This is a genomic window from Phaeobacter sp. JH20_29 (assembly GCF_048056175.1).
In the GTDB taxonomy this organism is placed as follows: domain Bacteria; phylum Pseudomonadota; class Alphaproteobacteria; order Rhodobacterales; family Rhodobacteraceae; genus Phaeobacter; species Phaeobacter bryozoorum.
In genome coordinates this window covers 76,488-101,660 of sequence record NZ_JAYMWO010000009.1, presented here as the reverse complement: position 1 = coordinate 101,660, position 25,173 = coordinate 76,488, and the positions used below count along the sequence as shown (strand labels likewise).

Annotated in this window: 22 protein-coding genes; 12 read left to right on the top strand and 10 right to left on the bottom strand. The window is 63.5% G+C overall.

Annotated elements, in window-relative coordinates; genetic code table 11:
* Positions 1 to 132: 132 nt before the first annotated feature.
* Positions 133 to 957 carry an HTH-type transcriptional regulator BhcR gene (gene bhcR, locus VWZ85_RS06590; RefSeq protein ID WP_416587487.1) on the top strand — a complete coding sequence of 275 codons (825 nt, stop codon included), beginning with the start codon at positions 133 to 135 and terminating at the stop codon, positions 955 to 957.
* A gap of 163 nt (positions 958 to 1,120) precedes the next feature.
* Here bhcR and murJ read toward each other — a convergent pair whose 3' ends face one another.
* From murJ to VWZ85_RS06575, 3 genes are read right to left on the bottom strand one after another with little or no spacing between them, the layout of a single operon-like run.
* Positions 1,121 to 2,674, bottom strand: a complete 1,554-nt coding sequence (gene murJ, locus VWZ85_RS06585; protein WP_416542927.1) for a murein biosynthesis integral membrane protein MurJ — start codon at positions 2,672 to 2,674, stop codon at positions 1,121 to 1,123.
* Positions 2,671 to 5,499, bottom strand: coding sequence for a [protein-PII] uridylyltransferase (locus tag VWZ85_RS06580; protein ID WP_416587486.1), 2,829 nt, complete (start codon positions 5,497 to 5,499; stop codon positions 2,671 to 2,673). The genes murJ and VWZ85_RS06580 overlap by 4 nt, the downstream gene beginning before the upstream one ends.
* Positions 5,459 to 6,631 carry a penicillin-binding protein activator gene (locus VWZ85_RS06575; protein WP_416587484.1) on the bottom strand — a complete coding sequence of 391 codons (1,173 nt, stop codon included), beginning with the start codon at positions 6,629 to 6,631 and terminating at the stop codon, positions 5,459 to 5,461. Before VWZ85_RS06575 ends, VWZ85_RS06580 begins: the two co-directional genes overlap by 41 nt.
* Before the next feature lie 84 nt (positions 6,632 to 6,715).
* Between VWZ85_RS06575 and rsmI the strand changes: the two genes are divergently transcribed.
* From rsmI to gshB, 3 genes are all read left to right on the top strand, one after another.
* The gene (gene rsmI / locus VWZ85_RS06570; protein WP_416587483.1) at positions 6,716 to 7,576 is read left to right on the top strand and encodes a 16S rRNA (cytidine(1402)-2'-O)-methyltransferase; all 861 of its coding nucleotides are present in this window, start codon (positions 6,716 to 6,718) and stop codon (positions 7,574 to 7,576) included.
* 50 nt (positions 7,577 to 7,626) lie between these two features.
* On the top strand, positions 7,627 to 7,983 hold the full coding sequence (locus tag VWZ85_RS06565; protein WP_340547531.1) for a YraN family protein: 357 nt from the start codon (positions 7,627 to 7,629) through the stop codon (positions 7,981 to 7,983).
* A 97-nt stretch (positions 7,984 to 8,080) separates the two neighbouring features.
* Positions 8,081 to 9,013, top strand: coding sequence for a glutathione synthase (gshB, locus tag VWZ85_RS06560; protein WP_340547332.1), 933 nt, complete (start codon positions 8,081 to 8,083; stop codon positions 9,011 to 9,013).
* Positions 9,014 to 9,034: 21 nt separating this feature from the next.
* Here the strand turns inward: gshB and VWZ85_RS06555 are convergent, their stop codons facing one another.
* From VWZ85_RS06555 to cobU, 4 genes are all read right to left on the bottom strand, one after another.
* Positions 9,035 to 10,537, bottom strand: coding sequence for a YifB family Mg chelatase-like AAA ATPase (locus tag VWZ85_RS06555; protein WP_416587482.1), 1,503 nt, complete (start codon positions 10,535 to 10,537; stop codon positions 9,035 to 9,037).
* A gap of 143 nt (positions 10,538 to 10,680) precedes the next feature.
* On the bottom strand, positions 10,681 to 11,364 hold the full coding sequence (locus tag VWZ85_RS06550) for a glutathione S-transferase (RefSeq protein WP_416587480.1): 684 nt from the start codon (positions 11,362 to 11,364) through the stop codon (positions 10,681 to 10,683).
* A 58-nt stretch (positions 11,365 to 11,422) separates the two neighbouring features.
* Complete coding sequence (locus VWZ85_RS06545) at positions 11,423 to 12,028, bottom strand: histidine phosphatase family protein (protein WP_340547329.1); 606 nt, start codon at positions 12,026 to 12,028, stop codon at positions 11,423 to 11,425.
* A complete protein-coding gene (gene cobU, locus VWZ85_RS06540) occupies positions 12,025 to 12,543 on the bottom strand; it encodes a bifunctional adenosylcobinamide kinase/adenosylcobinamide-phosphate guanylyltransferase (RefSeq protein ID WP_416587479.1) in 519 nt (172 codons plus the stop codon). The genes VWZ85_RS06545 and cobU overlap by 4 nt, the downstream gene beginning before the upstream one ends.
* A 292-nt stretch (positions 12,544 to 12,835) precedes the next feature.
* Between cobU and VWZ85_RS06535 the strand changes: the two genes are divergently transcribed.
* From VWZ85_RS06535 to VWZ85_RS06500, 8 genes are all read left to right on the top strand, one after another.
* Positions 12,836 to 13,714 carry an RNA polymerase factor sigma-32 gene (locus tag VWZ85_RS06535; protein ID WP_340547327.1) on the top strand — a complete coding sequence of 293 codons (879 nt, stop codon included), beginning with the start codon at positions 12,836 to 12,838 and terminating at the stop codon, positions 13,712 to 13,714.
* Positions 13,711 to 14,670 (top strand): ChaN family lipoprotein, encoded by a 960-nt coding sequence (locus VWZ85_RS06530; protein WP_416587478.1) that lies wholly within the window; start codon positions 13,711 to 13,713, stop codon positions 14,668 to 14,670. The genes VWZ85_RS06535 and VWZ85_RS06530 overlap by 4 nt, the downstream gene beginning before the upstream one ends.
* A gap of 100 nt (positions 14,671 to 14,770) precedes the next feature.
* Entirely contained in the window at positions 14,771 to 15,973 is a 1,203-nt protein-coding gene (gene coaBC, locus VWZ85_RS06525; protein WP_340547325.1) for a bifunctional phosphopantothenoylcysteine decarboxylase/phosphopantothenate--cysteine ligase CoaBC, read from the top strand.
* 42 nt (positions 15,974 to 16,015) lie between these two features.
* Positions 16,016 to 16,471, top strand: coding sequence for a dUTP diphosphatase (gene dut / locus VWZ85_RS06520; protein WP_340547324.1), 456 nt, complete (start codon positions 16,016 to 16,018; stop codon positions 16,469 to 16,471).
* Complete coding sequence (locus VWZ85_RS06515) at positions 16,471 to 17,577, top strand: HesA/MoeB/ThiF family protein (protein ID WP_416587476.1); 1,107 nt, start codon at positions 16,471 to 16,473, stop codon at positions 17,575 to 17,577. The genes dut and VWZ85_RS06515 overlap by 1 nt, the downstream gene beginning before the upstream one ends.
* A gap of 49 nt (positions 17,578 to 17,626) precedes the next feature.
* Positions 17,627 to 18,439 carry a transporter substrate-binding domain-containing protein gene (locus VWZ85_RS06510; protein ID WP_416587475.1) on the top strand — a complete coding sequence of 271 codons (813 nt, stop codon included), beginning with the start codon at positions 17,627 to 17,629 and terminating at the stop codon, positions 18,437 to 18,439.
* 65 nt (positions 18,440 to 18,504) lie between these two features.
* The gene (locus VWZ85_RS06505) at positions 18,505 to 19,338 is read left to right on the top strand and encodes an amino acid ABC transporter permease (protein ID WP_416539954.1); all 834 of its coding nucleotides are present in this window, start codon (positions 18,505 to 18,507) and stop codon (positions 19,336 to 19,338) included.
* A gap of 96 nt (positions 19,339 to 19,434) precedes the next feature.
* Positions 19,435 to 21,450, top strand: coding sequence for a M3 family metallopeptidase (locus VWZ85_RS06500; protein WP_416554554.1), 2,016 nt, complete (start codon positions 19,435 to 19,437; stop codon positions 21,448 to 21,450).
* Positions 21,451 to 21,558: 108 nt separating this feature from the next.
* Here VWZ85_RS06500 and VWZ85_RS06495 read toward each other — a convergent pair whose 3' ends face one another.
* From VWZ85_RS06495 to VWZ85_RS06485, 3 genes are all read right to left on the bottom strand, one after another.
* Complete coding sequence (locus tag VWZ85_RS06495; RefSeq protein WP_340547319.1) at positions 21,559 to 23,244, bottom strand: tryptophan halogenase family protein; 1,686 nt, start codon at positions 23,242 to 23,244, stop codon at positions 21,559 to 21,561.
* A gap of 581 nt (positions 23,245 to 23,825) precedes the next feature.
* Complete coding sequence (locus VWZ85_RS06490; protein ID WP_416587473.1) at positions 23,826 to 24,752, bottom strand: 2-hydroxyacid dehydrogenase; 927 nt, start codon at positions 24,750 to 24,752, stop codon at positions 23,826 to 23,828.
* On the bottom strand, positions 24,749 to 25,159 hold the full coding sequence (locus VWZ85_RS06485; protein ID WP_416587471.1) for a VOC family protein: 411 nt from the start codon (positions 25,157 to 25,159) through the stop codon (positions 24,749 to 24,751). The genes VWZ85_RS06490 and VWZ85_RS06485 overlap by 4 nt, the downstream gene beginning before the upstream one ends.
* Between the last annotated feature and the right edge of the window lie 14 nt (positions 25,160 to 25,173).

Genomic DNA, 25,173 nt, shown 5'->3' with positions numbered 1-25,173 from the left:
ATTGAATAATATTCACTTAACCACTGATATTGATGAATTTTACATTTTTCATATCCCGACCCCTGTTCATCTTGAAAATATTTTTCACTTCGATACCTTTGAAGCATCGCGAGGTATGAGCCAGGAATGACGATGCAAAAACAGAAACGGTCCCGTGGCAGACCGAAGTCACAATTCACCGAAAGCAGTGCAGGCACGCTTCAGTCTTTGGATCGTGCCCTTGGTGTGCTGACAGCCATTGCACGCGCGGATCGTCTGACGCTGACGGATTTGTCGTTGACCGTCGGCGTTCCCACAGCCACGACCCATCGCATTCTGATGACCCTGCAAAAGCACAACTTCGTCACCTTCGATGAAGACCGCCAGGACTGGCTCATAGGGATCGAGGCCTTTCGCACCGGCTCGTCCTTTCTGAAACGTCGAAACCTTGCCGAGATCGGGCGCCCCGTCATGCAGCTGCTTATGGAGCAGACCGGGGAGACTGCGAATCTGGCGGTGCCCGCCGCCGCGGAGGTTGTCTTTATCGGGCAGGTCGAAACACATAATCCGATCCGCGCGTTCTTCCCGCCGAGCACGCGCACGGCCATGCATGCCTCCGGCACCGGTAAGGCCATTCTGTCACAGCTGTCAGAAGAGAAAGTCACCCAGTTGCTGACAAAAGCGGGCCTGCAGCAATTCACGGCCAATACCCATACCAGCCCGAAATCCCTGTTCGAGGATCTTGCGCAGATCCGCGCGCGTGGCTGGTCCTTTGACAGCGAAGAGCGCTACGAAGGCATGTCGTGCATCGGCAGCGCGATCTTTGATGAATTCGGCAAACCCTGTGCCGGTGTGTCAATTTCAGGCCCAAGCATCAGGTTTGATGACGCGCATGTTGCACAGTTCGGCGCAGCGGTGTCCAAGGCCGCCGCCGAAATTACCCTCAGGAGCGGCGGCGTTGTCCCGGAGCAGATCTGATCCGGATGAGTGCAGCGCCGGTTGCGATGGCCCCTCTGCCCAGCTCTCTTGCCGCGCATCTCACCAATCAGCGCGATGCGCAGCAACACGAACCTCTGCCAGAACCCAACTTGGCGGGGCTACCGACGCACCGGCCGCACCCCCGTCTCCCCCGTCTCCCCCGTCACCCCGTGTCGCCGCCCCGGCGGACGGAGCGTTTCAGGTCGCCGAGGCGCACCGCCCCGATGATCTGGCCGACGCCGAAATAGACCACCGCGCCCAGCACGATCAGACCCAGCAGTGCGAGGTAGCGCCAGCTGGGCAGGTAGAACAGCCAGCCAAAGCTCTGTACCACGCCGAATAGCGCCAGCCCCATGATGGCGGAGGCCGCCAGGATGCGCAGGCTCCGGTCATAGAAGCGCTGATCGAAGCGCGCGACCTCTCCCATACGGCGGGCCCCCAGCCACAGGCAGGCGACCATCGCCCAGCCCGCCACCGTCGCCGCGATGGCGGGGGCGATCCAGCCCAGATAGGGTTTCAGACCAAAGGCAAGAGCGGCATTGATGACCATCGCCACCAGCGCATAGCGAAATGGCGAGCGGGTGTCCTCGCGGGCAAAGAACAGCGGTTGCAGCACCTTTTGCAGCACAAATGCCGGCAGGCCCGCGCCATAGATCGCCACCGCCAGCGCAATGGCGGCCACATCCTCGGCCCCGGTGGCGCCACGCTCATAAAGGACCGACACCAGCACAACAGGCACCGCCAGAAACGCCGCAGTCGAGGGCAGGGTCAGCAATAGCGAAAATTCCCCGGCACGGGAAAACGCATCGCGCCCGCCCGCATCGTCCCCCGCCCGCAGACGGCGCGACAGATCCGGTAGCAGCACGATGCCAATCGCAATCCCCACCACCCCCAGCGGCAGCTGATAGAGGCGATCTGCCACAAACAGCCAGCTCACCGCGTTTTCAATGTCAGAGGCCACCTGCTGGCCGACCACCAGATTGATCTGCGTGACCCCCATCGCCAGCGCTGCCGGCAGCGCCACACGGACGAGCTTCTTCATGCGCGGGGTCCAGCGCGGCAGGCCGGGGCGCAGGCGGATACCGGTCCGGCTGGCGGCGATCCACACCAGCGCCAGCTGTGCAACCCCTGCAACCGGAATGGTCCAGACCAGCCAGGTGATCACCTCGCCCCCCAGCACCGCGCCCGCCACCATGGCCGCGCAGGCAAAGATATTGAGCAAGACAGGCGCCGCCGCCGCCGCCGCAAACCGACCGGTGGCATTCAGTACGCCGGAAAACAGCGCCGCCAGCGACATGAACAGAATATAGGGAAAGACGATCTGCCCGTAGCCCACCGCCAGATCAAACCGCGCATCGCCGACAAAACCGCCAGCCGTGGCCCAGACCAGGGCCGGCATGAACACCATGCCAATCCCCACCAGCAGCAGCACGGTCACCGCCAGCAGGTTAAACGCCTCCTGCGCAAACCCCTGCGGATCCTCGCCGCTCTCCAGTCGCTTGGCAAACATCGGCACAAAAGCCGCGTTGAACGCGCCCTCGGCAAAGAAGCGGCGGAACATGTTCGGCAGCCGGAAAGCGGCCACAAAGGCATCCATCAACGGACCCGGCCCGATATAGGCGGTGATCAGGATTTCACGCAGAAACCCCAGGATGCGGCTTGCCAGCGTCCAGAATCCGACGGTGAGAAAGCCCGACAGCAGTTTGATCGGCTTCATGATCCGGCCCGCTTTGCCCCTTCGGCGATGGCGTTGCGCAGCTTGGCCTCCAGCGATTTCTGTTTGGATTCGGAGTAGTATTTCAACCCGAACATATCCTTCACATAAAACGCATCGACCACCTGCTCGCCATAGGTCGCGATGATCGCATTGGCGATATAGATATTGGCCCCCGCCAGTGTGCGCGCCAGATCATAGAGCAGACCGGGGCGGTCGCGGGTGTCGACCTCGATGATCGTGTAGATCTCCGAGCCATCATTATCAAAGGTGATATGCGTCGGCACGTTAAACGCCCGCTCGCGCTTCTTGATCTTGTCGCGCGATTTCAGCGCCTCGCCGGTGATCACCTCGCCCTTCAGGGTCTTGTGGATCATCTCGCGCAGACGCGGCAGCCGGGCGGCCTCATAGGGGTGACCTTCGGAATCCTGGATCCAGAAGGCATCCGTCACATAGCCGTCCTTGGTGGTATAGGACCGCGCATCCACCACATTCGCGCCCACCAGTGCCAGCGCGCCGGCAATCCGGGCAAAGATGCCGGGGTGATCGGCCATCGAGAAACAGGCGCGGGTGGCGTCGCGATCCTCATCGGGGTGCAGGCGGATGATCACCCCACCCGGGTCGTCCAGATCGGTCAGTTCGCGCAGCATCTCGGCAAAATCAATATGGGCCGTCACATGCAAGCCCTGCCAGTAGGGGTCATAGTGGCGGGCGGTCTCGATCTTCAGATCGGCCTTGGGCCAGTCGGGCAGGGCGGCGCGCAGGGCCTTCTTGGCCTCGGTGCCGCGATGGGCGCGGTTCAGCGCCTCTACGCCATTCTCCAGCGCCTCGCGGGTCTGGTTATAAAGCGCCCGCAGCAGCGCGGCCTTCCAGTTGTTCCAGGTATCCGGCCCGACGCCGCGAATGTCGCAGACCGTCAGCAGCAGCAGCAGGTCCAGCCGCTTGATCGTCTTTACCGCCTTGGCAAAGCCGCGCACCGTGCGCGGATCGGCAATATCGCGTTTCTGCGCCATATCCGACATCAGCAGGTGATAGCGCACCAGCCATTCAACGGTTTCGCTTTCGCTTTTGTTGAGACCAAGTCGGGGCGCCACACGCCGGGCAATCTGTGCCCCCAGGATCGAATGATCCTGCTCGCGCCCCTTGCCGATATCATGCAGCAGCATGGCGACCATCAGCACCTTGCGATTGACCCCCTTGCGGATCACGGTGGAGGACAGCGGCAGCTCGTCCTCCAGCTCGCCCCGCTCGATGGCGGCAAAGTTGGAGATCACCTGAATGGTGTGCTCATCCACTGTGTAGGAGTGATACATATTGAACTGCATCATAGCCACGATCGGCTCGAATTCGGGCACAAAGGCGCTGAGCACCCCCAGTTCGTTCATCCGCCGCAGCGCGCGTTCCGGGTTGCCGTGTTTCAGCAGCAGATCCAGAAAAATCCGCCGCGCTTCCTTGTCGTTGCGCATCTCGTCGTCGACCAGATGCAGGCTGGCAGTGACCAGCCGCATGGCATCCGGGTGGATCAGCATCCCCGTCCGCAGCGCCTCCTCAAAGATCCGCAACAAGTTCAGCTTATCCGCGCAAAAGGCTTCGGGATCAGAGACATCCAGCCGGTTGTGCACCACCACATAGCCGGGTTTGACCCTCGGGCGACGGCGGAAAATCCGCTCCAGCAGCGGCTCGCTCTTCTGATGGGTGGCTTCCAGTTTGGTGAGAAAGATCCGGGTCACGTCACCCACCTTGGTGGCGTGGCGGAAATACTCCTGCATGAAGACCTCGACGGCGCGGCGACCAGCCCGATCCTCATAGCCCATACGGGCGGCGACCTCGACCTGTAGGTCGAAACTCAGCTGCTCGGTGGCGCGTTTGGTCAGCAGATGCAGATGCGCCCGCACCGCCCAGAGGAAATTCTCCGCCTTGGCAAAGGAATCCAGCTCTTCCGGGCTGAACAGCCCCATCGGCACCAGTTCGGCGACATCCTGCACCTGGTACAGGTATTTGGCGATCCAATAGAGCGATTGCAGGTCGCGCAGCCCGCCTTTGCCTTCCTTGACGTTGGGTTCCACCACATAGCGTTCGCCCTGTTTCAGGTGGCGCGCATCGCGCTCGGCCAGCTTGGCCTCGACGAAATCGCGGGCGTCCTTGGAAAACAGCTCCGCATTGAGCCGCCGATCCAGATCAGCCGCCAGCCCGGCATCGCCATCCAGAAACCGCTGTTCCAGCATGGCGGTGCGAATGGTGAAATCCTCGCCCCCCAGACGGATGCAGTCACGGATGGTGCGGCTCGAATGGCCCACCTTCAGGCGCAGATCCCACAGGATATAGAGCATCGATTCAATCGCGCTCTCGGCCCAGGCGGTGATCTTGTAGGGGGTGAGGAACAGCAGATCCACATCGGACTGCGGTGCCATTTCACCGCGGCCATAGCCGCCAACGGCAATCACCGCGATCCGCTCGCCCTGGGTCGGGTTGGCCAGCGGATGCAGCAGACTGGTGGCGGTGAAATAGGCGGCAGTAACCAGCCCATCGGTCAGATAGACATAAGACCGGGTCAGCGCCCGCGCCGCAAAGGGTTCCTCGGCAAAGGCCTCGGCGATGGCGGCGCGCCCGGCCAGATTGGCCTCGCGCAGGATTTTCACAACGCCAGCGCGCAGCTCCGCCGCCGAGCAATCCCGCGACAGGGCGGAGATGGCGGCGCGCACGGCAACGGCGTCAAAAATTTTGCCGGGGTCGCAGATCAGCGGCCCCAGCAAGGGTGGCAGATGGACGGTGTCCGGCAGTGCTGGATCAGAATCCGGCACCGGCGAAGCTGCTGGGAGCTGGGTCAATAACCACAACCTTCTGTTCTTGGATTGTCGCAACCGCAAGGCCGCGTTCATTGGTGCCATCGGGGCGCAGGCGGAAGATGCCGCCGGTGCCCTGGAACCCATTGCCACGGGTCAGTGCCGCGCCGGTCAGCGCGTCGGATTTGCCGGCACTCACCAGCGCACCGATTGCGGCAATCCCATCATAGGCCAGACCACCGATCGGATGCGGCGCGGCGCCATAGCTGGCCTGATAGCGGCTGCGGAACTGCTGCGACCGGTTGGTGTCGGGCATTGCGAACCAGCCACCCTGCACACCCGGCAGGGCCAGCGTCTGCGCCGGGATATCCCAGCGGGTGAGGCCGATATACTGCGTTACCGCAGGATCGACACCGGCTTCGGGCATCAGCTGCGTCAGCAGGGGCAGGGCGCCTGCGGTATTTGCCGTCAGGAACACCGACTGCGCGCCGCTGTTGGCGACGGTTGACCGGATCGTCGGGATCGCGTTGATCACGCCCTGCTGCGACAGCTCATAGCTGACGGAGCCGTTGATATTTGCCCCGGTCCCGGCGGCGGCGCGTTCGATCGCCACGCGGCCGGCCTGACCTGCGGGGTCACTGCCGCTGACGATCACCATATTGCCCTTGCCCTGACGGCTGGCATAGCTGGTCAGGCGTCGCGCGGTATTGTCAAAGGTCGGCCCGAGGATGAAGACATTGCCGCCGGCAATGGCGGTGTTGTTGGAAAACGCCAGCACATTGACGTTGCGCTGTGCGGCGACCAGACCTGCGGCATTTGCGGCCTCGGCATAGACCGGCCCTAGGATGATCCGCGCGCCATCGTTGATCGCGGTGGTTGCTGCGGTTGCGGCCTGCTGCGGCACGCCGGCGGTGTCATAGATCCGCAGGTCGATCTGCGCCCCGTTGAGATCGGCGATCGCCATGCGGGCAGCGTTTTCAAGGCTCTTGGCCAGAAGCGCGTCACCGGGCTGCGCCGAGCCACGCGGAACCAACAGGGCGACCGGAACGGGTTTGGTCGTGTTGATCGACGGCCCGCTGCCAGTCGGCAAGGTGTCACAGGCGGCCAGTGCCAGCGTCGAAACAACGGTTGCAGCGGCCAGTGCCGCCTTGCGGGCGTGTTGAAAAACAGCAAACATAATGGACTTGAAACTCCCTTGTCCGGCGGCGTACGCCGTGTTGGTACCTGAGGGATCATAAACGACCAACAAGGCGGGTCCAGCGTGAATCACAAGATCGTCCATTTGCCATGCGGGCTCTACTTCGTCGCGACGCCCATCGGCACCGCGCGCGACATCACTTTGCGGGCGCTTGACGTGCTGGCCTCCGCCGACATGATCGCCGCCGAGGACACCCGTTCTCTGCGTAAGCTGATGGAAATCCACGGTGTTCCGCTCAATGGGCGGCAGATCGTGGCCTATCACGATCACAGCGGCGCTGGTGCGCGCGGACGGCTTCTGGCGGCGCTGGAGGCGGGGCAGTCCGTGGCCTATGCCTCCGAGGCGGGTATGCCGCTTATTGCCGATCCGGGCTATGATCTCAGCCGCGCCGCCGCCGAGGCCGGGCATCTGGTCACGGTTGCGCCCGGCGCCTCTGCGGCGCTGGCGGCGCTGACATTGGCCGGACTGCCAACGGATGCGTTTTTCTTTGCAGGCTTTCTGCCCAACGCCAGTGGCGCAAGATGCAAACGGCTGGAGGAGCTGGCCGCCGTCCCCGGCACGCTGGTGTTTTACGAATCGCCCAAGCGGATTGCTGCCTCGCTGCGCGACATGGCGGGCGTATTGGGCGACCGGTCGGCGGCGCTCTGCCGTGAAATCACCAAGAAATTCGAGGAGGTGCGCCGCGATACCCTGCTGACCCTCGCCGAAGGGCTGGAACAATCCCCGGTGAAAGGCGAAATTGTGGTTCTGGTGGACCGTGCGCGCGGCGCCAGTGTCAGCGATGGCGATCTCGACAGCGATCTGCGCGCCGCCCTAAAGGACAACTCCGTGAAAGACGCCGCCTCCATCGTTGCCGAAATGCACAATCTGCCGCGCCGCAAGATCTATCAACTGGCGCTCGACATGGCCAAGGACGCAGGCTGAGCATGGCCGGGCGGGCAGATACCCCGCCCGGACGGCCCTCTGCGCGCGGGCTGCGTGGATCTAGGTCCCATCACGCTGGATACGCCGCGGAAGAGCTGGTCGCCCGGTTCTATGAACGCGGGGGATACACGGTCGCGGCGCGCCGCTGGCGCGGCGGTGGCGCCGAAATCGACCTGATCCTGCGGCTTGGGGCGATGGTGGTCTTTGTCGAGGTCAAGCACAGCGTCAGCCGCGATGAGGCGATCGCCCGCATCAACAGCACCCAGATGCAGCGCATGATGACCAGCGCCGCCGGGTTTCTGGCCGGCGAACCTGCCGGGCAGCTGACCGAGTCGCGGCTGGATGTGGCGGTGGTTGATGGAACCGGCAGGGTTGAGGTAATGGAAAACGCCTATGGTCAGGGTTGAGCGTCTCTGCCATTGAACCTGTCGCCAAGCTGGGTCATGTATTCGGCGTGGGCGGTTTGCCCATGTCATTTTGCCCATGTCATGAGGGACTGACATTATGAAAATCGCCTTTCAAATGGACCCGATCACCGACGTTGATATCAATGCCGACAGCAGTTTTCGCCTGGCTGAGGAAGCGCAGGCGCGCGGGCATAGCCTGTTTTTCTATGGCCCCGACCAGCTGGCCTATCAGGAGGGTCGCATCACCGCGCGCGGCCATGATATGACCGTTCAGCGCGTGGCCGGACACCCGGCGGAGCTGGGTCCGCGCCGCGAAGTCGACCTGAGCGACTTTGACGTGGTCTGGCTGCGGCAGGATCCGCCCTTTGACATGCACTATATCACCTCGACCCATCTGTTGGACCGGCTGAAGGGTCAGACGCTGGTGGTCAATGATCCCTTCTGGGTGCGTAACTACCCGGAGAAACTGCTGGTTCTGGATTTCCCGGAGCTGACGCCGCCCACCGCCATTGCCCGCGATCTTGAGACGATCAAGGCGTTCAAGGAAAAACATGGCGATATCATTCTGAAGCCGCTCTACGGCAACGGCGGTGCCGGCGTGTTCCGGCTGGACCGCGACGACCGCAACCTGACCTCGCTGCATGAGCTGTTCACCGGCTTCAGCCGCGAGCCGCTGATCGTGCAGAAATTCCTGCCGGATGTGAGCAATGGCGACAAACGGGTGATCCTGGTCGATGGCGAAGCCGTCGGCGCAATCAACCGGGTGCCTGCGGCGGGGGAAACCCGTTCCAACATGCATGTCGGCGGCCGGCCGGAGAAAATCGGCCTGACCGACCGCGACCGCGAAATCTGCGCCGCCATCGGGCCATTGCTGCGCGAAAAAGGGCAGGTCTTTGTCGGCATCGACGTGATCGGCGACTACCTGACCGAGATCAACGTGACCTCGCCGACCGGCATTCAGGAGCTGGAACGCTTCGACGGCGTCAATATCGCCGAGAAGATCTGGCAGGCGATCGAAGCCAAGCTCTGAGCTCTCGCGTGAGAACACACCTCAGGCGGCAATCCGAAAACTGATCGCTTCGGCGATATGGGGGCGGCGGACATCCGGCGCCCCATCCAGATCGGCGATGGTGCGGGCGATGCGCAGCACCCGGTGATAGCCACGCGCGGTCAGCCCGAACCGGTCCGCCGCCTGCAACAACAGGGACCGACCTTCGCTGTCGGGCGTCGCCACCTCCTCCAGCAGCTGACCCTCGGCATCGGCATTCTGCCGCAGCTGGGGATGTTGGCGGTAGCGGCTGGCCTGGACCTCCCGCGCGATGGCAACCCGCATGGCCACCTCCGCCGAGGTTTCGCCATCACCCGGCAGGTCCAGATCGGCAAAGCCGACCGGCGGCACATCCACCCGCAGATCGAACCGGTCCATCAGCGGCCCGGAGATACGGCCGAGATAATCCGCCGAACACTGCGGCGCCCTTGCACAGGCGCGATTGGCATCGCTGAGCGCGCCACATTTGCAGGGGTTGGCCGCCGCCACCAGCATGAACCGACTCGGGTAGCTGACATGGGCATTTGCACGTGCCACATTCACATGGCCGGTTTCCAACGGCTGGCGCAGCGTCTCCAGCACTGCCCGGCTGAATTCCGGCAGCTCATCAAGAAACAGCACACCATTATGCGCCAGGCTGATCTCGCCCGGCTGCGCCCTGCGCCCGCCCCCGACAATGGCCGCCATCGAGGCGGTGTGATGCGGCTCGCGGTAGGGGCGGCTGCGCCGAATGCCGCCTTCGTCGATCAACCCGCAAAGCGACTGGATCATTGAGGTCTCCAGTGCTTCGGCCGCGCTTAGCGGCGGCAGGATCGAGGGCAGCCGCGCCGCCAGCATGGATTTCCCCGATCCCGGCGCGCCGACCATATAGAGATGATGCCGACCGGCCGCGGCAATCTCCAGCGCGCGCTTGGCCCGTTCCTGCCCCTTCACATCGCGCAGATCCTTCCCCGCAGGGGGATCAATCACCTCGCCGGGGGCGGCGGGGGGGATCACCATCTGCCCGGTGAAATGCGCCACCACATCCGCCAGACCGCCCGCCGCGATCACCGTCGCATCGCTGACCCAGGCCGCCTCCGCACCCGAGGCCTTCGGGCAGAGCAGCCGCCGTCCTTCGCTGGCGGCGGCCATGGCGGCAGGCAGGGCACCCACCACCGGCACCAGATTGCCATCCAGCGACAGCTCGCCCAGGGCAATGGTCTCAGAGGCCGCCTCGGGCGGGATGATCCCAATCGCCGCCAGCAGCGCCAGCGCGATCGGCAGATCAAAATGGCTGCCCTCCTTGGGCAGATCGGCAGGCGACAGGTTTACGGTGATCCGGCGCGAGGGCAGGGCAATCGACATCGTCGCCAGCGCCGATCGGACCCGCTCGCGGGCCTCGCTGACTGCCTTATCCGGCAGGCCGACGATGGAGAAAGCCGGCAGACCTGGGGCGACCGCACATTGCACCTCGACCGGGCGGGCCTCGACGCCTTGAAACGCAACGGTATAGGCGCGCGAAATCATCTCTCCCCTTTCCGCTGTGGGTGGGGAGAGATGCTTGGCCAACGTGGTTTCGGAGTCGTTAACGCACCGGCGATGCCGCTGCGGTTTTACGTTTTATTCACCCTGATGCCGGGGACGCCGGGGCGATGCCGGGGACAGTGAGGTCAGCTCAGCTGCCAGGGTTTGCGCGGCAGATCAATCGGGTAGGGATCGGTGGCATAGCTCACTTCGTCAATGCGGTCCTGCCAGAGGCGCAGCACCGGGTCGGAGAGGGTGACGTGGCAATAGGCGCGCATCTCCTGCGAAACAGGCAGATCAAAGCCGACGATGCGAGCCGCCACTGGCGCATAGAACGCATCCGCGATGGAATAGCTGCCAAACAGCCAGCCATCCTTGCTGCCGGACACTTCGCGTGCATGGGCGAACAGTGTTTCAATCCGCTTGAGATCTGCCAGCACCGCGTCAGAGGGTTCAAACCCCTGATAGATATGTGCCAATTGCATCGGGCAGGCGCTGCGCAGCGCACCAAAGCCCGAGGCCATCTCGGCCACCAGCCAGCGTGCCGTTGCCCGCTGGCGCGGATCCTGCGGCCACATGCCAGCCTCCGGGTGCCGTTCCGCCAGCGTTTCGGCGATGGCGACGGTTTCACCAATCACCGTGCCATCCGGCAATTGCAGCGTCGGCAGCAGCCGTGCCGGGGCCAGTGCCGCCATCTTCTCCGCCATGGTGCCCGAGAACATCTCGACCAGCGAGACCTCATGAGGCAGGTTGAATTTTTCCAGCATCAGCCAGCCGCGCAACGACCAGCTGGAATACTTGCGATCACCGATATAGAGTTGATAAGTCATGTCGCGAGGTTAGCGCGCCTCAAGTCATTCTGAAACAGAATATTTGTGCGCTAACCCATCACGGAATGTGATTTATTCTGCCACGCCCCCAGCCGCGATCCCGGCTGCTGCCCTGATGGGTGATCTCGGTGACCGACAGGTTGTCGATCCGATGCGAAAAGGCCTCCTCGGCGGTCAGCTGCTCGGCGCGCTGGATCTGCGTCAGGATCTGGCCGAAATGGCCAACCACCACCAGATCCCGGCCGCGATGCGCCTCGATCAGACCATCGATGGCTGCGTTTACCCGCGCGCAGACCTGATTCCAGCTCTCGCCGCCGGGCGGGGTCACATCGCCGGGGGTTTCCCAATAGGCGCGGATACGCTCGGGGTCTTCGGCATCAATCTCGCGCCAGCTGCGCAGCTCCCAGGCGCCGAAATGGATTTCGCGCAGCGCCGACTGGTCCGCCAGCCGCTGCCGGTTGCGCCCGATGGCCGTCGCCGTATCGCGCGCCCGGCTGAGGTCGGAGGACACCACCAGCGCCTCGGGGGGCAGATACCCGTGCAGCCGGTCCAGCGCGGCGGTATCGGACAGATCGGCGGGCAGATCGGACCAGCCAACCATGGATTTGGCATGGGTCGGGCCGTGACGGACCAGAAACAGTCTCGTGATCGCATCGTTGCTCATAGCGTTCCTTTCAGCACCTGCGGCAGCCCGGCGATGACCAGCACAGCCCGGTCGGCCACCCCGGCCAATGCGATATTCAGCCGGCCCTGCGCCTCGCGGAACTGCCGGGCCAGCGCATTGTCGGGGACGATGCCATGGCCCACCTCGTTTGACACCACCACGACCTCGGCGGCGCAGCGCTGCAAGGCGGCCATCAGCGCTGCCTGCTCAGCAATCAGATCCGCCTCCGCCAGCATCTGATTGCTGAGCCACATGGTGGCGCAGTCCAGCAGGCAGATCTGGTCGGCGCGCAGCGAGTCGAGCACCGGCGCGAGGTCCCGTGGCGCCTCATGGGTGGTCCAGCCGGCGCCGCGCTGATGCAGATGGCGGTCCACCTTGGCCCGCATCTCCTCGTCAAACACTTGTGAAGTGGCCAGATAAACCCTGTCTTTCCCTGAGTTTAGGCAGATTTCCTCGGCATAGGCCGATTTGCCCGATGCCGCACCGCCCAGAATGAATGTGACTTTAGTCGGCACTTTTATTACCCTGAAGCTATCGAGTGTTGCGTGACTGGGTAGCCACGGGTGCGGCGCAACACAAGATGTGTTGACCACGGGCGCGCGTCAGGCCCGCAGAGATGACGCTGATTTCAGAGGTTGATTGCACCCGGACCGGCCCGCTGTTGCGGCGCATTTCGCGCCTGTCCAACCACGCTGGGGGCCGAGACGACAGTCCCGAGCCTGATTTTCGGGAATTTACCAAGACTGAAGTGATCCAAGAGGGCGCATCGCCCGTATTCAGATCAAAATTCATCTACGGGGAAGAAAAATGGCTCTTGATACCATGATCGAAAACCCGTTGCCCAAGCGGGCAATGAAGGCGGAATTGCTGGACGCAGAGACCGAATTGCGACTGGCCTACGCCTGGCGGGATGAGCGGGACGTGCAGGCGCTGCATCGGCTGATCAATGCCTATATGCGACTGGCGATCTCTATGGCCTCCAAATTCCGCCGCTACGGCGCGCCGATGAATGATCTCATTCAGGAGGCCGGGCTGGGCCTGATGAAGGCGGCCGATAAATTCGACCCTGACCGTGGGGTGCGCTTTTCGACCTATGCGGTCTGGTGGATCAAGGCGTCGATACAGGACTATGTGATGCGCAACTGGTCGATGGTGCGGACCGGGTCGACCTCGGCGCAGAAGTCGCTGTTTTTCAATATGCGTCGGGTGCAGGCCCAGCTGGAGCGTCAGGCCCAGTCCGAGGGCACCCAGCTGGATCAGCACCAGCTGCATCAGAAGATCGCCACCGAAATCGGTGTGCCGCTGCGCGATGTGCAGATGATGGACGGGCGGCTGGCCGGGGCGGATTTCTCGCTGAATGCGGTGCAATCGGCCGAGGAAGAGGGCCGCGAATGGATCGAAGCGCTGGAGGACGACAGCGCCCAGGCCGCCGAGCTGGTCGAGGAGAGCCATGACACCAGGCAGCTCAGGATCTGGCTGGTGGAGGCGATGCAGGCGCTGAACGACCGCGAACGCTTCATCATCACCGAACGCAAGCTGCGGGACAAGCCGCGCACGTTGGAGAGCCTCGGCACGGAGCTGGGCCTGTCCAAGGAGCGTGTCCGCCAGCTGGAGGCAGGCGCCTTTCAGAAGATGCGCAAATCGCTTGAAACCTGCTCACGGGAAGTTCAGAACTTCCTCCTATGACATCTCACATACCTATCATGATCAAAGGCGTGTCCGACTTCGGGCGCGCCTTTTGCATCTGCGCGGCGGCATGGCGACCGATCGCCGTCGGCGTTCTTGTCGCGGCTGCCGTCATGACCGGCACGGCCCGCGCGGACGAACACAGTGGACAGGCCCGCCCGCCTGCGGTGCTGGCCAGCTCGGTGGCGGAGGTGCTGCCGGTTCTGGCCGGGGCTGACGTGGTGTTTCTGGGCGAGATCCACGACAACCCCGCCCATCACGCGGTGCAGGCAGAGATCATCACCGCGCTCCAGCCCGCCGCTGTGGTCTGGGAGATGATCACGGCGACGCAGGCGGCAGCGCTGACACCGGATCTGTTGCAGGATGGTCCGGCGCTGGCAGAGACGCTCGACTGGACGCAGTCCGGCTGGCCTGAGTTCGCGCTTTATCAACCGGTCTTTGCCGCCAGTTACGGTGCGGCGCAGTTCGGCGCGCTGGTGCCGCGAACGGAAACCCGCCGCGCGATGGAACAGGGCGTGGCGGGGGTCTTTGGTCCTGATGCGGTGGCCTATGGGCTCACCACCCCGCTGGATGAGGCAGAGCAGGCGGCGCGTGAAGCCGATCAGCTGGCCAGCCATTGCAATGCGATGCCGGACGAGATGCTGCCGGTTCTGGTTGAGCTTCAGCGGCTGCGCGATGCGGTGCTGGCCCGCGCTGTTGTGGCGGCGCTGGATCACGTCGCCGCAGACCCGGTCAGGCAATCTGGCGATCAGAATCCGGGGCCGGTCGTGGTGGTGACCGGCAATGGCCATGCCCGGCTGGATCGTGGCGCGCCGCTGGCCTTGCGGCAGGCGCGCCCGGCGCTGAAGATCACCGCTCTGGGCCAGTCCGAGGGCGGGCAGATCGAGGGGGCGTTTGATGTGGTGATGGAGGCAGATCCAGTCCCGCGCGCCGATCCCTGTCTGGCGTTCCAGTGAGGGGCACGCGCGCGCTGCGGCAGACGCCCTGCGGAAAACCGTTTCACACTGGCGACAGGGCGCAGTAGAGTTTGCCGGGATCTGCGGCAAGGATAGGCAAATGCTGGCGAACAAACGTATTCTCCTGATCATCGGTGGCGGGATTGCCGCCTATAAATCGCTGGAGCTGATCCGCCGCCTGCAGGATCAGGGCGCCGAGGTGGTGCCGGTCCTGACCAAGGCGGGCGAGGAATTTGTAACTCCGCTGTCCGTTTCGGCGCTGGCCGGGCAGGCGGTGCACCGCGATCTCTTTGACCTCACCGCCGAGGCGGAGATGGGCCATATCCAGCTGTCGCGCAGTGCGGATCTACTGGTGGTGGCCCCGGCCACGGCGGATCTGATGGCGAAGATGGCCCATGGTCACGCCAATGACCTGGCCTCGACCCTGCTGCTGGCCACAGATACTCCGGTGCTGCTGGCTCCTGCGATGAATGTGCGCATGTGGCAGCACCCCGCGACCCAGCGCAATCTGGCAAGCCTGATGGCGGATGGTGTGTCCTGCGTCGGCCCGGATGAGGGCGGCATGGCCTGCGGCGAATTTGGTCCCGGCCGTCTGGCGGAACCGGACGCCATTGTTGCCGCCATTGCCGCGAAACTGTCCGATGGACCGCTCAAGGGGCGGCGCATCGTCGTGACCTCCGGCCCGACGCATGAGCCGATCGACCCGGTGCGCTACATCGCCAACCGATCGTCGGGCGCGCAGGGGACAGCGCTGGCCCGTGCTCTGCGCGATCTGGGTGCTGAAGTGGTCTTCATCACGGGCCCGGCTAGCGTTGCGCCGCCCGATGGCGTCGAAGTGGTGGCCGTTGAGACCGCGCGGGAGATGGCCGAGGCGGTGTCAGCGGCGCTGCCCGCAGATGCCGGTGTCTTTGCCGCGGCGGTTGCCGACTGGCGTGTGACCAGCGCATCGGATCGCAAGCTGAAGAAATCCAAGGATGGGCTGCCGGTGATGGAATTTGCCGAGAACCCCGACATTCTCAAGACCGTGTCGCGGCTGGAGCAGGGGCGACCGGGACTTGTCGTCGGCTTTGCGGCGGAGACCAATGATGTGGTTGACAATGCCACCGCCAAACGCCTGCGCAAGGGCTGCGACTGGATTGTCGCCAATGACGTCTCCCCGGCAACCGGCATCATGGGCGGCCGTGAGAACGCGGTGATCCTGATCTCCGATGCAGGCGCCGAAAGCTGGCCGCGCATGGACAAGGACGCGGTTGCCCGCAAGCTGGCCGACCGCATTGCACAGGCGCTGGCGGAGACGGGCTGAACAGAGCCGCACAGGACGAAACCAAGAGGGATCAGGCACAGAATGGTCGATATCCGTATCACATATGACGAAGGCGCAGACCGGGAGGTGCCGCTGCCCGCCTATCAGACCAGCGGCGCGGCAGGCGCCGATCTGCGCGCCAATCTGCCGGATCGCGCCAGCCTGACGCTTGCCCCCGGTGCCCGCGCGCTGGTGCCCACGGGCCTGCGGCTGGCGATCCCCGAGGGCTATGAGGTGCAGATCCGCCCGCGCTCGGGTCTGGCGCTGAAACATGGCATCACCCTGCCCAATACCCCCGGAACCATCGACAGCGACTATCGTGGTCCGCTTGGGGTGATTGTGATGAATGCCGGCGAGGCCGCGTTTGACATCGCCCATGGGGACCGCATTGCGCAGATGGTGGTGGCACCGGTGCTGCGGGCGGAGTTCCAGCTGGTCGAAACGCTGGATGAGACGCCGCGCGGATCTGGCGGTTTCGGCTCGACGGGGCAGGGCTGATGCTGTCGATCCTTGTCCTTGCAGCATTGATCTGGTGGGGCGGCCAATTCCTGGGGCTGGGACGCCGTTTGCGGTTCAGCCTGTTGGCATTGCTCTATGGTGCGATCCTGACGCTGCATCTGACCCTGCCTGCGACCGCGCCGCTGCGGCTGGCCACCGGGGAAACCGCCGCCCCCTGGCTGATGCTGGCGGGGGCCTTGGCGCTGGTGCTGGGCTACCGTCAGGGGCTGCGTGTCCTGCGCAATCGGGCGCGGCCGGAGGCGGCCGACAGTGAGGCGACCCCGCCCCGGTCGCAGAAATTCTCCGAGACAGAGCTGGAGCGCTACGCCCGCCATATTGTCCTGCGCGAGCTGGGTGGCCCCGGGCAGAAAAAACTGCGCAACGCCCGCGTGCTGGTGATCGGAGCCGGTGGTCTGGGCGCGCCTGCGCTGCAATATCTGGCCGCCGCTGGCGTCGGCACAATCGGCGTCATCGACGATGATCTGGTGGAGAACGCCAATCTGCAACGGCAGGTCATTCACCGCGATGATGATATCGGCCGGCCCAAGGTGTTTTCGGCGCAGGCCGCGATGGTGGCGCAGAACCCCTATGTGGAGGTGCGCCCCTATCATCGCCGCCTGGATGCCGAGATCGCGGCGGATCTTTTTGCCGATTACGATCTGATTCTCGACGGCACCGACAACTTCGAAACCCGATATCTGGCCAATCGCACGGCGGTGGCGCTGGGCAAGCCGTTGATTTCAGGCGCGCTGTCACAGTGGGAGGGGCAGATCTCGCTGTTCCAGCCCTCGGTCAGCGGCCCCTGCTATCAGTGCATCTTTCCCGAAGCACCGGCGCCCGGGCTGGCGCCCAGCTGTTCCGAGGCCGGGGTGGTCGGGCCGCTGCCCGGTGTCATCGGCGCGATGATGGCGCTGGAGGCGGTGAAGGCGCTGACCGGTGCCGGTGCGGTGCTGCGTGGTGAGATGCTGATCTATGACAGCCTTTATGCCGAAAGCCGCAAGATCACCCTGCGCGGCCAGCCCGATTGCCCGATCTGTGCCGGTGGCGCCGATGCCGGCGTGGAGCCTGACGCGGCGCTCCTCGGCAGGCGCGCGGAGGGGGTCTGACGGAACCAGACGCAGCGATTGATCAATCAAAACCAAAGGGGAGGACAAAATGACATTCAACATGACCCAAGGCGCGGTGAAAACCATCGCCGCTGCCGCAGGCCTGGCCCTGCTGTCTACCGCTGCCACGGCGGCGGATCTGCCGGACCTTGAGGGGCGCGAAGTGGTGGTCTCGGTGGAGAACGCCTATCCGCCGCTGCAATTTGTCGACCCTGCCAGCGGCACAGCCATCGGCTGGGAATATGACGCCATGGCGGAGATCGCCGAGCGGATCAACATCACAGTCGTCTATGAAACCACCAGCTGGGACGCAATGATCCCGGCGGTGAGCGATGGTCAGTATGACATGGGCATGACCGGCATCACCATCCGCGACGACCGCAAGGAAAAAGTGGATTTCTCCGACAAATACCTGACCTCGCAGATGCGCATGATCGTGGCCGGGGATGAGAGCCGCTTTGACGATGCCACCAGTTTTGCTGCCAATGCGGATCTTCTGGCCGGGGCCCAGCCCGGCACCACGCCGTTTTATGTGACCGTCTATGATATCCTCGACGGCGATGAGGCCAACCCGCGGATCAAGCTGTTTGAAACCTTTGGCGCGGCGATTCAGGCGCTGCGCACGGGCGATGTGGATCTGGCGCTGTCGGACAGCACCGCCGCCAATGGCTATGTGCAGGCCTCGGACGGGGCGCTGAAGATCGTGGGCGAGCCGCTCGGGACCGAGGATTTCGGCTTCATCTTCCCCAAGGGCAGCGATCTGGTGGCGCCGATCAACGCCGCCATTGCCTCGATGGAGGCGGATGGCACGCTGGATGCGCTGAACACCAAGTGGTTCCTGGAGTATAAGCTGGGCGGCTGACCCGGCGGCAGACTATGACCAATCCCCGGCCCTAGCGCCGGGGATTTCCACATCATGGGGCAGAGATGAACGAGCAAGAGCCAAGACCGGGCAGGCAAAACCGTTGGGCGGACAGCAAAAAAGAAGATTTCCCATGGTGGCTGGCGGCGGTGATCCTGATCGGGGCGACGCTGATCTGGCGGGTGGTTTCGGATGATCTCTATCTCAATATCCTCAGCACCCTGATGCGTGGCGTCCAGCTGACGATCTTTGTCACGCTGGTGAGCTTTTTCCTGGCCTCTCTTCTGGGGCTTGGGCTGGCGCTGGCTGCGGGATCGCGCTGGCTGGTGATCCGGCAGGGTGCGCGGTTCTATATCGAGGTGGTGCGGGGCATCCCGATCATCGTGCTGCTGCTTTACGTCGCCTTTGTGCTGGCGCCAGCGCTGGTGGAACTGCGCAACTGGATCGGCGCGCAGATCGGGTTGGATCCGATCCGTACCCGCAATTTCCCACTGCTGTGGCGGGCCATTATCGCGCTGATGATCGCCTATTCCGCCTTTATCTCGGAGGTGTTCCGGGCCGGTCTGCAATCGGTGGATGCGGGCCAGATCGAGGCGGCCAAGGCGCTGGGTCTCAGCCGCTGGCACCGCTTTCGCTTTGTCGTGTTTCCGCAGGCGATCCGCACCATCCTTCCGCCGCTTGGCAATGATTTTGTCGCCTTGGTCAAGGACAGTTCGCTGGTTTCCGTGCTCGGGGTCGCCGATGTTACCCAGCTGGGCAAGATCACGGCGGTGGGCAATTTCCGCTATTTCGAGACCTATAATGTGGTGGCGCTGATTTACCTCACGCTGACAATTGGCCTGTCGCTGCTGCTCAGGCGGTTTGAGAAACACCTGCGTCGCCGCGAGGAGCGCCGGTAGCGGGCAGGCTCCGGCGGCAATCGGTGAAATTCTCTCGACTGTGCCTCTGGACGGCGGGCAGGGGCGGGCATAGCTTCCTCACAAAGGAGATTTGCCATGACCAATCCGCTGCTGTCCAACTGGGACACGCCGTTTGAAATTGCCCCCTTCGACCAGATCAAGGACAGTGATTTTGCCCCTGCGCTGGATGAGGCGCTGGCTGCGCATAAGGCGCAGATTGACGCCATTGCCGCCTCGGATGAGGCGCCGACATTTGCCAATGTGATCGAGGCGCTGGAAACCCCCTGCCGCGAGCTGGAGCAGGTTTTGTCGGTGTTCTACAGCGTGGCTGGTGCGGACAGTAACCCCGAGCGCGAAGCGTTGCAGCGGGCGTTTTCCCCGAAGCTGGCGGCGCATTTTTCCGCCATCACCGCCAACAAGGCGCTTTATGCGCGCGTCAAATCGGTGTGGGATCAGCGCGATACGCTGGATCTGACCGAGGAACAGCAGCGCGTCCTGATGCTGACCCATCGCGGATTTGTGCGCGGGGGTGCGGCGCTGGAAGGCGCGGATGACACCCGTATGCAGGAGATCAAATCCCGGCTCGCGACCCTTGGGACCGAGTTTACCCAGAACCTGCTGGCGGATGAACGCAGCTGGTATATGGAGCTCGGCGAAGAGGATCTGACCGGCCTGCCGCAATTTGTGGTCGATGCTGCCCGCGCGGCGGGCAAGGACAAGGGGCTGGAGGGGCCGGCGGTCACGCTGTCGCGTTCGCTCATCACTCCGTTCCTGCAATTTTCGCCCCGCCGCGACCTGCGCAAGACGGCGTTCGAGGCCTGGGCCGCGCGTGGTGCCAATGGCGGCGACAGCGACAACCGCAAGATTGCCGCCGAAATTCTGGCCCTGCGCGAAGAGCGGGCCAAGCTGCTTGGCTATGAGAATTTCGCGGCCTACAAGCTGGAAACCGAGATGGCCAAGACCCCGGCCGCGGTGCGCGATCTGCTGATGCAGGTCTGGGAACCGGCCAAGGCGCAGGCGGAAGCGGATGCCTGGGTGCTGACGAAGATGATGCAGGATGATGGCATCAACGGCGAGCTGGAGCCCTGGGACTGGCGCTATTACGCGGAGAAGCGGCGCAAGGCAGAGCATGATCTGGATGAGGCGGAGCTGAAGCCATATTTCCAGCTGGACCGGATGATCGAGGCGTCGTTTGACTGCGCGACACGGCTGTTCGGGCTGGAGTTCACGCCGCTTGATGTGCCGCTCTATCACGAGGATTGCCGCGCCTGGGAGGTGACCCGCAATGGCGCGCATGTGGCCGTGTTCATTGGCGACTATTTCGCCCGCTCCTCCAAACGCTCCGGTGCCTGGTGTTCGGCAATGCGCAGCCAGGCGAATTTCCCCAAGGTGCAGACACCGGTTGTGATCAACGTCTGCAACTTTGCCAAGGGGGATCCGGCGCTCTTGTCTTATGATGATGCGCGCACGTTGTTCCACGAGTTCGGCCATGCGCTGCACCAGATGTTGTCGGATGTGAGTTACGAGAGCATCTCCGGCACCTCGGTGGCGCGCGATTTTGTCGAACTGCCCTCGCAGCTCTATGAGCACTGGCTGGATGTGCCGGAGGTTCTGGGCAAATTCGCCACCCATGCGGAAACCGGCAAACCGATGCCGGTGGAGATGCGCGACCGGGTGCTGGCGGCCTCGACCTTTGATATGGGGTTCCAGACGGTGGAATATGTGGCCTCTGCACTGGTGGATCTGGCATTTCACGACGGGCCCGCACCGAAGGATCCGATGGCCAGACAGGCCGAGGTTCTGGCCGAGATCGGGATGCCGTCGGCGATCATCATGCGCCACGCCACACCGCATTTCGCCCATGTGTTCTCGGGCGATGGCTATTCCTCGGGCTATTACAGCTACATGTGGTCGGAGGTGATGGACGCCGATGCCTTTGCCGCATTTGAGGAGGCGGGCGGTGCTTTTGACCCCGAACGCGCCAAGGCGCTGGAGGCGCATATCCTGTCGACCGGCGGCTCGCGCGATCCGGCGGAGCTGTACACGGCATTCCGGGGCCGACTGCCCGGTGTGGATGCGTTGCTGAAGGGGCGGGGGCTGGCGGCAAAATAATCCGCACAATGGTTTTGTCTGTAATGTGAGAGGGCAGGCGCGATGCGTCTGCCCTCTCTCGTTTGCAGTTGTGCCCCCGCGATCTGCGGTGAGGGGGCGCAGGCCTGCCTAGAACAGTTGCAGGTCTTTCTGACCGCTCTCAATCTCGCTGAAGCTCGGCATGTTTTGGATCGCCCAGGGCACCGGGGCGGCGCCGGGCATCGGCACTGTCGGTTTCATCGCCGCCGCCATGCCAAAGCTTGGCTGGTCCAGTTCGCCGCGGATGTCGCGCAGCAGGGTTTTGTGATCCGGCATCGACTTCAGGATGTTCGCCAGATCCACCTTCGCGCCCTTCCACCACTGGAACCAGATCGGTTTCTTCAATGGGCGCAGGCGATCCCGGATGCCGGGGCCATAGCCGGTATCATAGACCTGTTTTCCAAGAAGCACGGTCTGGTAGACCCGGTAATCAAACAGGGTGGCAAATTCGATATCATGGGGCATCGGCAGGCGGTGCTGCCAGAGTTCAAGGTTCTCGGCAAGGCGATCCGGGATCTTCATCTCCGTGCGGGCGTCGATCCAGTATTGGTCATCGGTGCGGTTGCCCAGCCGGTAGTGCAGGCAGATGAATTCCAGCACCTCGTCATAGAGCTTGTCCATCTGCCGGTTGTATCGGCTGCGCAGGGAGGGGGCGATCTCGCGCGTTGGCAGATGTTCGGCAAACCAGCGCACGGCGTGGTCGATCATGTGGATCGCGGTGCTTTCCAGCGGTTCGATAAACCCGCCGGCCAGACCAATGGCCAGACAGTTCTTGACCCAGGCATTGCGCACGCGTCCGATCCGCATCGGGATCACCCGTGGCGTCGCCCCTTTGCCACTGTCCCCCAGCCATTCAAGGTATTCATCCGCCGCCTGATCATCGGTGCGATGGGCCGAGGAGAACACATAGCCGGTGCCCACGCGATTGTAGAGCGGCACGCGCCACGTCCAGCCGGCCCCAAGGGCGGTGGAGCGGGTCAGGCTTTCGATTTTTTCCGGGTCGGGATGTTCAATCTGCAAGGCCATGGCGCGGTCATTGGGCAGGTAGTCGGAATAATCCATGAACGGCTCACCCAGCGCCTGATTGATGATCAGCCCGCGGAAACCGGTGCAGTCGATGACCATTTCGATATCGTGGCGGCCGCGCTGTTCCAGCATCAGGTGGCTGACATTGCCCTGTTCATCCAGTTCGACCGATGTCACCTCGTCCTGAATATGCTCAACACCGCGTTTGGTGCAGACCCTGGTGAGCATGCCTGCAAATTTCACCGCGTCCAGATGATAGGCATAGCCGAACCGCTGTTCGAACTCCGGTTGACCCAAGGGGCGCGCACCCTTGCACAGGCGGCCCAGATCATCATGTGGCGCGATGGACTGGGTGAAATCCCGGTCGCCGTTGCCAAAGCGCAGGAAATATTCAGCGGCCTCCAGCCCCTCCAGCAGCTGACCATGGGCAAAGGGGTTCACATAGTCGATGCGATTGCCCTTCGGGTCCTTGTTCCAGTTGCAGAATTTCACACCGAGCTTGAAGGAGGCGTTGGTTTCGCGGAAGAAATTGCGTTCGGATATGCCCGCCTGACGAAGCGTCTTCGGCATCCGTGGCACCGTTGCCTCTCCGACGCCGACCGTGGCGATATTTGGGCTTTCGATCAGGCAGATCCGCGGGCAGTCCTTTGGTGCCGAGGTGCGGGAGAATTCCGTCTCCAGGATCAGCGCCGTCATCCACCCCGCCGTGCCGCCGCCGACGATGGTGATCTTCCTTAAGCGATTGTTCATCTAGTTCCGTCCCTGTTTTTATGTTTTTTGAAGAACCGTAGCGCAAGTTTCTCGCATTTGGCCAGCCATTATGGCGCTCAGCCGGTCTGGACGGGGCTGAGCGGACCCGACGTCGCGCTGATCGTGGTTTTGCGGGGACATGGCCGGGGGCGGCATGGGGCTGCACTATTTGGAAATTTCGATGATGATCGGTGCTGTGCAAACGCGGCCCGGCATGGTGCGTCGGGGTGGCTGTTGTCCAGACACGGGTCATCACCGGCGCGACCTGTGGTCGTCCGGGAGATGCTGCCGTGCTGATCTGCCAGTCTTGGAACTGGGGACTTGTTCTGCAACCGGGCGGTTGCGGCATAAAGTGGACGGCGCCGCCACGGGGGCGGAGAGGGGCGGGTTGATGGCCCGCGTGCTCAAATTCTCTGCACAGCCTCACACACTGAGGCCCGGTTCCTGGTCGGAGCCGGGGTGCCAGACCCGGATCCTGCAATCGCGATTGCCCGAGAGACTAGCGCAAGGGTCTGAAACGATTCTGAGCGGGGCGGGCGGCAGGTTTGCCGGATGTTAAGATCTGCCGCCCACCTGGGTGATCAATAGCCCAGATTGCGGTCCACCTGATGGCGCAAGGGCTGTCCGGCCTCGCCCAGGCGGATGTTTTCGGCAATCACCCGTGCGGCAGTGATGGCGCGGGTTTCGGCCGCGATATGGGGTGTCACGGTCACATTGGGATGGGTCCAATAGGGATGATCCAGCGGCAGCGGCTCCACCCGGAAAACATCCAGCGTGGCATGGCCGATCTGGCCACTGTCGAGCGCGGCCAGCAGGGCATCATCCTCAACGAGCGGGCCGCGTCCGGGGTTGATGATCCGCGCGCCACGGGGCAGCAGGGCGAGCGTGTCACGGTTCAGCGTATTCTCGGTGGCGGGTGTATCGGGCAGCAGCAGGATCACGATTTCGGCGGCGCTGAGCGCTGCGTGCAGCCCGGCCTCGCCGTGGCGGCAGGTGATGCCGTCGATGGATTTTTCGGATCGCGACCAGCCGGTGACCGGGAAGCCCAGCTTTGCCAGCATCTGCGCGCAGGCCTGCCCCAATGCGCCAAGGCCCAGCACGGTGACCGGCCGTTCCTCGGCCAGCGGCGGCACCACGGGGTCCCATCTGTCCTGCGTGCGGATCGTGCGGTCGATGCCGAGGTGGTAGCGCAGCACATGGCCGGTGACCCATTCCACCATGCCTGCGGTCAGCCCCGGATCCACCATCCGGCAGAGCGGCATCTTGAGGGTCTGGTTGCCGACGATCTTTTCCACCCCGGCCCAGAGGCTCAGCACCGCCTTGCAGCGGGTATAGGGGGTAAAGTCCTGAAGGTCGGAATTGGGGGCATAGACTACGTAATCGACCTCTCCCGGCGCGTGATCGAGGCGCAGATCAACCTCCAGCCCGGCCTCGGCAAAGGCGGCGCGCAAAGGTGCCTGATAGCTGGCCCAGCGTTCGGGCAGGGCGGCGAACTGGACGTTGATCATGTGGCAAACACCCCGTCCATATCGGCAAATCCCTTGATTTCGATGGGGTTGCCTGCGGGATCATGAAAGAACATCGTGCTTTGCTCTCCCGGCTCGCCCGCAAACCGGGTGGTGGGGGCGATGGTGAAGTCAACACCCGCCGCCTCCAGCCGGTCAGCCAGCGCGCGCCAGTCACCCTGCGGCAGGATCACCCCGAGGTGGGGCATCGGCACCATGTGATCGCCGACCCTGCCGGTCTTGGCAGTGGCAAAAACTGGCCCGAGGTGCAGCGAAATCTGATGGCCGAAGAAGTTGAAATCGACCCAGGTGTCGGTGCTGCGCCCTTCCTGACAGCCCAGCAGCTCCCCGTAAAAGCCGCGCGCCCTGTCAAGATCATCCACGTGATAGGCGAGGTGAAAAATGCTCATCTCTGTGCTCCCTT